Below are 8504 nucleotides of genomic sequence, written 5' to 3' on the forward strand. Positions count from 1 at the left end.
CCGGCGCTTCCAGTACGTGGCGGTGTCAGTCCACGCTCGTATGCTCGGACAATGACTTCGAGCGCACAGCGACCCGAGCCGGCTGCACCGACCGCCAACGCCATGCGGCGTGCGCTCAAGCGTGCCCGTGACGGCGTCGCGCTGGACGTCACGGAGGCCGCGGTGCTGCTCCAGGCCCGGGGCGAGGACCTGAAGGACCTCTCCGCCTCCGCCGCCCGCGTCCGGGACGCGGGCCTTCAGGCGGCGGGCCGCCCCGGCGTCATCACGTACTCCAAGAGCGTCTTCATCCCGCTCACCCGGCTGTGCCGCGACAAGTGCCACTACTGCACCTTCGCCACGGTCCCCGGCAAGCTGCGCCGCGCGGGACACGGGATGTTCATGTCCCCGGACGAGGTCCTGAGCATCGCCCGGCGCGGCGCCGAACTGGGCTGCAAGGAAGCGCTCATCACCCTGGGCGACCGGCCCGAGGACCGCTGGCCGGAGGCGCGCGAATGGCTGGAGGCGGAGGGGTACGACGACACCATCGCCTACGTGCGGGCCATCGCGATCCGCATCCTGGAGGAGACCGGGCTGCTGCCGCACCTCAACCCCGGCGCCATGAGCTGGACGGACTTCCAGCGGCTCAAGCCGGTCTCCCCGTCGATGGGCATGATGCTGGAGACCACGGCGACGCGGCTGTGGAGCGAGCCCGGCCAGCCGCACTACGGCTCCCCGGACAAGGAGCCGGCCGTCCGGCTGCGCGTCCTGGAGGACGCCGGGCGCAGCTCCGTCCCCTTCACCAGCGGGCTGCTGATCGGCATCGGCGAGACGTACGAGGAGCGCGCGGAGTCGCTGTTCGCGCTGCGCCGCGTCTCCCGCGCGTACCACGGCATCCAGGAACTGATCATGCAGAACTTCCGCGCCAAGCCGGACACGGCGATGCGCGGCATGCCGGACGCCGAGCTGGACGAGCTGGTCGCCACCGTCGCCGTCGCCCGGCACATCATGGGCCCCTCCGGCTGCCTCCAGGCGCCGCCCAACCTGGTGGACGACGAGTACGCGCGGCTCATCGGCGCCGGCATCGACGACTGGGGCGGCGTCTCACCGATCACCCCCGACCACGTCAACCCCGAGCGCCCCTGGCCGCAGATCGAAGAGCTCGCCGCGCGCTCCGCCGCCGAGGGCTTCGAGCTGCGCGAACGGCTCGCGGTCTACCCGGAGTTCGTCCAGCGCGGCGAGCCCTGGCTGGACCCCCGTCTGCTGCCGCACGTGCGGGCGCTGGCCGACCCGGAGACGGGCCTGGCCCGCGAGGACGCCGTGGTGGAGGGGCACCCCTGGCAGGAGCCCGAGGAGGTCTTCATCCCCTCGGGCCGCACCGACCTGCACCGCACCATCGACACCGAGGGCCGCACAGCCGACCGGCGGGACGACTTCGACGACGTCTACGGCGACTGGGAGGCACTGCGCGAGGCGGCCGCCCCGGGCATGGCCCCCCAGCGCATCGACGCCGACGTGCGCCAGGCGCTGAAGCAGGCCGCCGACGACCCCACCCGGCTCACCGACGCCGAGGCGCTCGCCCTCCTGCACGCCGACGGGCCCGCGCTCGACGCCCTCTGCCGGATCGCCGACGACCTGCGGCGGGACGTGGTGGGCGACGACGTCACCTACATCGTCACGCGGAACATCAACTTCACCAACGTCTGCTACACGGGCTGCCGCTTCTGCGCCTTCGCCCAGCGGCGCACGGACGCCGACGCCTACACCCTCTCGCTCTCCCAGGTCGCCGACCGCGCCGCGCAGGCGTGGGACGTCGGCGCGGTGGAGGTGTGCATGCAGGGCGGCATCCACCCCGACCTGCCGGGCACGGCCTACTTCGACATCGCACGGGCGGTGAAGGAGCGCGTGCCGGGCATGCACGTGCACGCCTTCTCGCCGATGGAGGTCGTCAACGGCGCCACACGCACCGGCATGTCCATCCGCGAGTGGCTGGCCGCCGCCAAGGAGGCCGGGCTCGACTCCATCCCCGGGACGGCCGCCGAGATCCTGGACGACGAAGTCCGCTGGGTCCTCACCAAGGGCAAGCTGCCCACGGCGACATGGGTCGAGGTCGTCAAGAACGCCCACCGGCTCGGCATCCGCTCCTCCTCCACGATGATGTACGGGCACGTGGACCAGCCCCGGCACTGGCTGGGCCACTTCCGGCAGCTGGTGGAGATCCAGAAGTCGGCCCTGGCCCACGGCGTCGAGGGGTTCACGGAATTCGTCACCCTGCCCTTCATCCACACCAACGCGCCCGTCTATCTGGCGGGCATCGCCCGGCCCGGCCCGACCGTGCGGGACAACCGCGCGGTCACGGCCATGGCCCGGCTGCTGCTCCACCCGTACATCACCAATATCCAGACGAGCTGGGTCAAGCTGGGCGCGGAAGGTGCGGCGGAGATGCTGCGCTCCGGCGCCAACGACCTGGGCGGCACGCTCATGGAGGAGACCATCTCCCGCATGGCGGGCTCCTCCTACGGCTCCTACCGCTCGGTCCAGGACCTCATCGCCATAGCGCAGGCGGCCGGACGTCCGGCACGCGCGCGGACGACGACGTACGGGGAGGTACCGCGGGAGCGGCAGGCGGCGGCGATGGCCTCGGACGGGCACCTGCCGGAGCTGCTGCCGGTGCTCGAAAACGAATGACCGTCCACCGCACAAGTGTTGCCGACCTGTCGCCTGCCCCCGATCAGGCGGCGACAGGCGGCGCATAGGGTGTCCCGCATGTCTTGGCCCCAGAACCCGCACCAGCCACAGCAGCCCGAGCAGCCGCAGAACCCCCAGACGCCGCCGCAGGGTGGCTTCGGCCCGCCGCCCACGTGGGGCCCGGAGGGCTCGGGCCACGCGCAGCCCACCGTCGTCTCGCAGCCGGCGGTGCCCGCACCGCCGCCCGCACCGGGCCCTGCGGCCGGTCCCGGTATGCCGCCGCCCCCGCCGCCTGCACCGGGCCCCGTCCCCGGGCACGCCCCCGGCCCGGGCATGGCCCCGCCGCCGGGCATGAACCCGCCGCCGGGCATGAACCCGCCCGGGATGGTGCCGCCGCCCGGCATGGCCCCGGCCCACGCACCGGGCCCGGCCCCGCAGCAGCCGAAGAAGAACACCACGCTGCTCGCCGTCATCGGCGGCGTCGTGGCGCTGGCCGTCATCGGCGGTGGCGCGGTGTTCTTCCTCAACAGCGGTGACGACAAGAAGTCCGACCAGGGCAAGGGCACTGCCTCCCAGGCGCCGACCGCGCCCGGCCAGGGCGGGAAGTCGGACCAGCCTGCACCCGGGGACAACGGCCAGGCGAGCCCCAAGGCTGCGCAGCCGATGGTCGCCGGCTGGCAGACGCAGGTGCGGGAGGAGCACCTCTTCCAGTACGACGTGCCGGGCGAGAACGACAAGTGGAAGGTCCTCCCGACCGACACGGCCATCTCGTACACCGAGAACGGCAAGCCGGTCGTGGTGATGACCGGCACGGCCAACTTCCGCGAGGGCGGCTGCTCCTCGAAGGCCAACCCGAACTCGGTCGGTGAGGCCGGCTCGGGCCAGCTCGCCACGGTCGGCACCACGGGTGGCGGCCGGGACGGCGACCTCAAGGAGAACGCCCGTAACTGGGCGGGCAACTGGGGCTTCATGGCCTACGGCGGCAAGGACAACAAGCCCAAGATCGAAATCACCGACGAGAAGGCCTGGAAGCAGAACGGCATCGACGGCTGGACCGCCACCGCCAAGGTGACGGTCAACAACCGCCCCAGCCCCTGCGTCCCGCCCACCGCGATCGTGAAGAGCATCGCCCAGAAGATGCCCGACGGCACCTTCCACGGCTGGGTCCTCTACGCCGACCAGGGCGTCCCGGACGCGCTGTCCGTCCAGCAGATCGACAAGATCATGAACACGGTCCGCCCGGCGAAGAAGTCGGACTGAGCTGAAACCGGGCTGAGCTGAAACCGGACTGAGCTGAAACCGGATTGAGCTGAACCGGGCTGAGCTGAGTCCGGCCCGGTCCGAAGTCGGCCCGGTCCGAAGCCGGACCGGCCAACTGACGGCCGGCGCTGATGCCTCATCGGCGCCGGCCGATTACAGTGCAGTGCGCCAAGAGCCTGATCGGCCGCACCCACTCCGACGCCAGGAGGCCGGACAACGTGACCACGACTGTCGCAGCGGGGGGCGCCGGCTCCCTCCCCTGGGGCCGGGCCGAACAACAGGACTTCCGCAGCCGCGTGCGCGGATGCCTGCTCGGCGGGGCGATCGGGGACGCGCTCGGCGCGGGGATCGAGTTCGACTCTCTCGACGCGATCCGCGCCGCCCACGGCCCGGACGGGGTCAGCGACTACGTACCGGCGTACGGGCGGCGCGGTGCCGTCACCGACGACACTCAGATGACGCTCTTCACCGCGGAGGGGCTGATACGGGCACAGGTGCGCCGCGACACCGGCGCCTGGCACCCGCCGGCCGACGTCCACCGCGCCTACCTGCGCTGGGCCGCCACCCAGCGCGGCTGGGGGCCGGACGAGCGGGTGCGCGACGCCGGCTGGCTCGCCGGCGAGGAGTGGCTGTACGCGCGCCGGGCACCGGGCAACGCCTGCCTCGGCGGGCTCGCCGACGAGCGGATGGGCACTCTGGAGGTGCCCAAGAACCCCGGCTCCAAGGGCTGCGGGGCCGTCATGCGCTCCGCGCCCTTCGGACTGCTGGCCGGCTGGGAGCCCGAGCGCGTCTTCCAGCTGGCCGCCGAGTGCGCCGCCCAGACGCACGGCCACCCCTCCGGCTCGCTCGCGGCAGCGGCGTTCGCGGCCATCGTGCACGGCGTCGTACGCGGCGAGGCGCTGGAGGGCGCCGTCCACCGGGCCCTGGCCCTGCTGGCGGTCCGCCCCGGCCATGAGGAGACCACCGAAGCGCTGCGGCAGGCCCTCGTCGCCGTACGCCAGGGCGTGCCGACGCCCGAGCGCGTCCAGTCGCTGGGCGAGGGCTGGGTGGCCGAGGAGGCCCTGGCGATGGGCCTGTACTGCGCGCTCGTCGCCGAGGACGTACGCCACGGCCTGCTGCTCGCGGTCAATCACGGCGGCGACTCCGACTCCACGGGCTCCATCTGCGGCAACCTCCTCGGCGTGCTGCACGGTGAGACCGCGCTGCCGCCGGGGTGGGTGGCGGAGCTGGAGGGCCGGGCGACGATCCTGGAACTCGCCGACGACTTCGCCATGGAGCTGACCCACGGCCCGTCCCTGCACGGCCCGGACGGCCGGTCGGCCGTCTGGCTGGCGCGGTACCCCGGCTCGTAGGCCGACCGAACGGGCCTCCACGGCCGACGCGGGGTTGTCCGGCGGGGGTTGACGCCCCGGCCGGTACTCGCTTCCGCCAATGGGCCGGGGCGCGCAGTGTGGTGGGCATGACCGAGCCCTCTCGGCCGGGACGGCGTACCAGGCGAGAGGGCTCTGTGCGGGGATATCGATGCGGCGGCGACGGTATCGCCGGCGCCGGGCGTTCCGCAGTGGGTCCGGAGGTCAGAGGCTGCGGGTGCCGCCGTCGACGACCGCCACGAACGCGGACCAGGACTCCGGGGTGAAGGCGAGGGCCGGTCCCTGGGAGTCCTTCGAGTCACGGACCGCGATGGACTGCTGAACCGGGGAGGCGACCTCCACGCAGTCCCCGTTGGCCAGCGAGTAGGAGGACTTCCGCCACGTGGTCTTACCCTGCTGAATCGCCATGATTGCTCCGATGCATGTGAGTGCTGACGTCGGTTTCCCGCGGTGCGACCGACGTTACGCGCCAACATCACCTGATGAATTGGTGCTTCACTCGACCGGATGGCATATTCCGTTCACCCCTTCCCCGCAGGGTGGGAGAGGTGTACCTTTCCGCCCCCACAGGCCGGGCCGGCAGTCTCGGCCCCGAACCGGCGCCGCCTCAGTCCAGTTCGGCCGCCTTCGCCCAGTCCTCGGCCACCTGGAGGATGAACCGCCGCGAGTCCTCCGCATTGAGCGCCTGCATGCGCAAATGCTCGTACATCACGCTGTACGCCTGGACGTCGTTCGGCTTCTCCAGATAAAGGTCGCTCGTGATTCCCTCCAGATAAACCGTGCTCGCGTCCTGGGGGTCGTGGAATTCGAGGATGGAGAACTTTCCGTACATGCCCGGGTGCGCGCCCACGGCATAAGGGAGCACCTGCACGGTGATGTGCGGCTGCAGGCTGAACTCCACTAGATGTTCCATCTGCTCGCACATGATGGCGTTGTTGCCGACGATCCTCCGCAGCGCCGATTCGTCGATGACCGCCCACAGGCGCAGCGGATTCTCCGGGTCCGTGATCCGCTCCTGGCGCCGCATCCGCACCTGCACGCGCCGCTCGACGTCCGCCGCCGTCGCCTCCGGCCACGACCCCTCGGTCACGGCGCTGGCGTAATTGGGCGTTTGCAGCAGACCGGGCACGAGTGAGGCCTCGTACACGCGCAAGGACGCCGCGTCGGTCTCCAGTCCGATGTAGACGCTGTACGGGATGTCGCCGAAGGCATGCCACCAACCTTGCTGCCGCGACTCCTTGGCCATCTGCATCAGCGAATCGACGATGCGGTGGTCCTCGACCCCGTACACCCCGCACAGGTCCCGGACGTCGCGTTGGCTGATGCTGCGGCGGCCGTTCTCCAGGCGGCTGATCTTCGACTGCGAGACCAGTAGCCGCTCGGCTACCTCCTCGGCGGTCATGCCTTTGAGTTCTCGGAGCTTGCGCAGCTCCTGCCCCAATCGGCGCCGCCTAACGGTGGGGTTGACACTGGACGCCACGGGACGCACCTCCGGCTCCGTCATGCTGCTGTCTCCTGCTCCGCAGCCTGCCACCACTGGCCGGGGCGGCGCTGGAAAATGCTTACACCAAGTCGGCTTCTGCCGCCCGCTACTTGGGCACGACTGGCGTAGTCCTTGTACGTACGTCCGTGCGCGGGCACGCCGCCGCGCCGCACACGCACGCGCGGGGCGGTGGGCCGTACCGCCGTCCGGGACGGGCCGGCCCACCACCCCGCGCGCTGCTGCGGCTCCCGAACCGGTTCATGGGGACTGCGGTGCGGTCTGTGGAGTGAAGTGGAGTGGAGTGGAGTGGAAGGTGTCTCGTGTGGTGCTCAAAGGTGCGGGTGCCCCGGCGTTCGCGGTGCTGCCGGTGCGCCGGTGCTGCCGGTCGTCGTCCGCGCCTAGCGGTCGCGGCTCACGGCCCGGCTGCGGAACCGTTTCACGAAGCGCCCGCGCGGGCCATCACGCCGCCGCGGTGCGTCGCCGGCTGCCCGGCGCCCACGCCGGCCGCTTCGGCCGGAGGCCGCACGGCCGCCGCCCTGCGTCCCGCTCCGCCGCCGCCGCTGCCCGCGGAACCGGCCGGGGCCGGTGCCCGCCGCGGCTGCGCGCCGACGCCGTTCTGAACGTCCATCACCGCGTGGGCCACGAGCCCGCCCATCGGGTCATGCCTGATCAGGTCCCGGAGCCGGGACCGCGAAGACCGTCCCTCATTGCCCGGGTACAGGTGCTTTCCCAGCCCGACGGCATGCGCAAGCGCGGCGAGCGCCGCCGTCCGCGGGTCCGGCGGCACGCCGGTGCGGATCGCACTGTCCAGCCGGGTTCTGATCTCCCGGCTGATGGCGGTCTCCGTCGCCTGGTAGCGAGTGGTCGGCAATACCCCGCACATCTGGCCCGCCACGGCATGCACCATGCCGCACCGCTCCAGGTGCGTGAGATACGTCTGGCGCAGCCCCAGCCGGGGCCCGCCGATCCAGTGCACGGCCCGCACCGGGCTGCCGCGACGACGCAGCAGTTCGAGCGCGGAGTCCAGCGTCGGATCTCCTGTGGGCCGTGGGTGCACCACGGCGATACGATCCCCGTCTGGGGCTATCCGTCCGGCCAGAGCCAGCTCCACTAGCTGGGCTCCGGCGAGACCGAGGTCGAGCGACTGCGGCTGCGCCGTGGTACCCGTGGCCGGGTCCAGGGCGAGCAGCAGAAGCTCCTCCGGAATTGTTCTGCGGCTCCTGCCCATCCATGCCTCCCCGCGTGGATGAGTGACAGGGTGACCCCTCTCACATTGGTCTGTCGAGAGTGCGTGGTGGCTTCGGGTGGGAACCGGTAGGTATGTCGTCTCGTCTTGCACGTGGGTGAAGGCACACAACGCCCTCTAGCCGTATGGTCGCGCCCTGACGCGAAGGCGGCAGAGGACACTGGTAAGACGTTGAGAGAATCGGGCAGCGGGGCGGCTTGTCGCCCCGCCTCGGCGTATGGCGCGGTAATTCGAGGAGGCATCGGTGGCGGGCGAGTCCCCCGACAAGTCGGAGCAGCTGAAGTCGTCGGGGGAGACGACCGGCACGACTGGCAGTGAACGTGACCCGCGGCTCGGGGTCATCCGGGACCGGGAACCGAAGGCGTCGGCGAAGGCGCCGATGACGAAGTCCCCGGCCGAGCCGGACGCGGCCGCAGGCCGCGAGGGCGACCGGGCGACGGCCGTCTTCCGGACCGTACGGCCGAAGGCCGACGAGTCCGGC

Annotated in this window: 7 protein-coding genes; 4 read left to right on the plus strand and 3 right to left on the minus strand. The window is 71.7% G+C overall.

Features of this window, described 5'->3' with window-relative positions:
* Window positions 1-51: 51 nt before the first annotated feature.
* From AB0F13_RS09240 to AB0F13_RS09250, 3 genes are all read left to right on the plus strand, one after another.
* Complete coding sequence (locus AB0F13_RS09240; protein ID WP_362077624.1) at window positions 52-2664, plus strand: bifunctional FO biosynthesis protein CofGH; 2613 nt, start codon at window positions 52-54, stop codon at window positions 2662-2664.
* A 78-nt stretch (window positions 2665-2742) separates the two neighbouring features.
* Window positions 2743-3924 (plus strand): hypothetical protein, encoded by a 1182-nt coding sequence (locus AB0F13_RS09245; protein WP_362077627.1) that lies wholly within the window; start codon window positions 2743-2745, stop codon window positions 3922-3924.
* A gap of 218 nt (window positions 3925-4142) precedes the next feature.
* Window positions 4143-5276 (plus strand): ADP-ribosylglycohydrolase family protein, encoded by a 1134-nt coding sequence (locus AB0F13_RS09250; protein ID WP_362077630.1) that lies wholly within the window; start codon window positions 4143-4145, stop codon window positions 5274-5276.
* A 222-nt stretch (window positions 5277-5498) separates the two neighbouring features.
* Here the strand turns inward: AB0F13_RS09250 and AB0F13_RS09255 are convergent, their stop codons facing one another.
* The 3 genes from AB0F13_RS09255 to AB0F13_RS09265 form a co-directional block, all read right to left on the minus strand.
* Window positions 5499-5702, minus strand: coding sequence for a DUF397 domain-containing protein (locus AB0F13_RS09255; protein ID WP_362077633.1), 204 nt, complete (start codon window positions 5700-5702; stop codon window positions 5499-5501).
* 199 nt (window positions 5703-5901) lie between these two features.
* Complete coding sequence (locus tag AB0F13_RS09260; RefSeq protein WP_362078065.1) at window positions 5902-6774, minus strand: helix-turn-helix transcriptional regulator; 873 nt, start codon at window positions 6772-6774, stop codon at window positions 5902-5904.
* Between the two features lie 439 nt (window positions 6775-7213).
* Complete coding sequence (locus tag AB0F13_RS09265) at window positions 7214-8005, minus strand: GPP34 family phosphoprotein (protein WP_362077636.1); 792 nt, start codon at window positions 8003-8005, stop codon at window positions 7214-7216.
* A 262-nt stretch (window positions 8006-8267) separates the two neighbouring features.
* Between AB0F13_RS09265 and AB0F13_RS09270 the strand changes: the two genes are divergently transcribed.
* Window positions 8268-8504, plus strand: a 237-nt coding sequence (locus AB0F13_RS09270; RefSeq protein ID WP_362077639.1) for a hypothetical protein, incomplete at its 3' end; no start/stop codon positions are given.

Origin of the sequence: Streptomyces sp. NPDC026206 (assembly GCF_040638465.1) — a bacterium.
GTDB lineage: Bacteria > Actinomycetota > Actinomycetes > Streptomycetales > Streptomycetaceae > Streptomyces.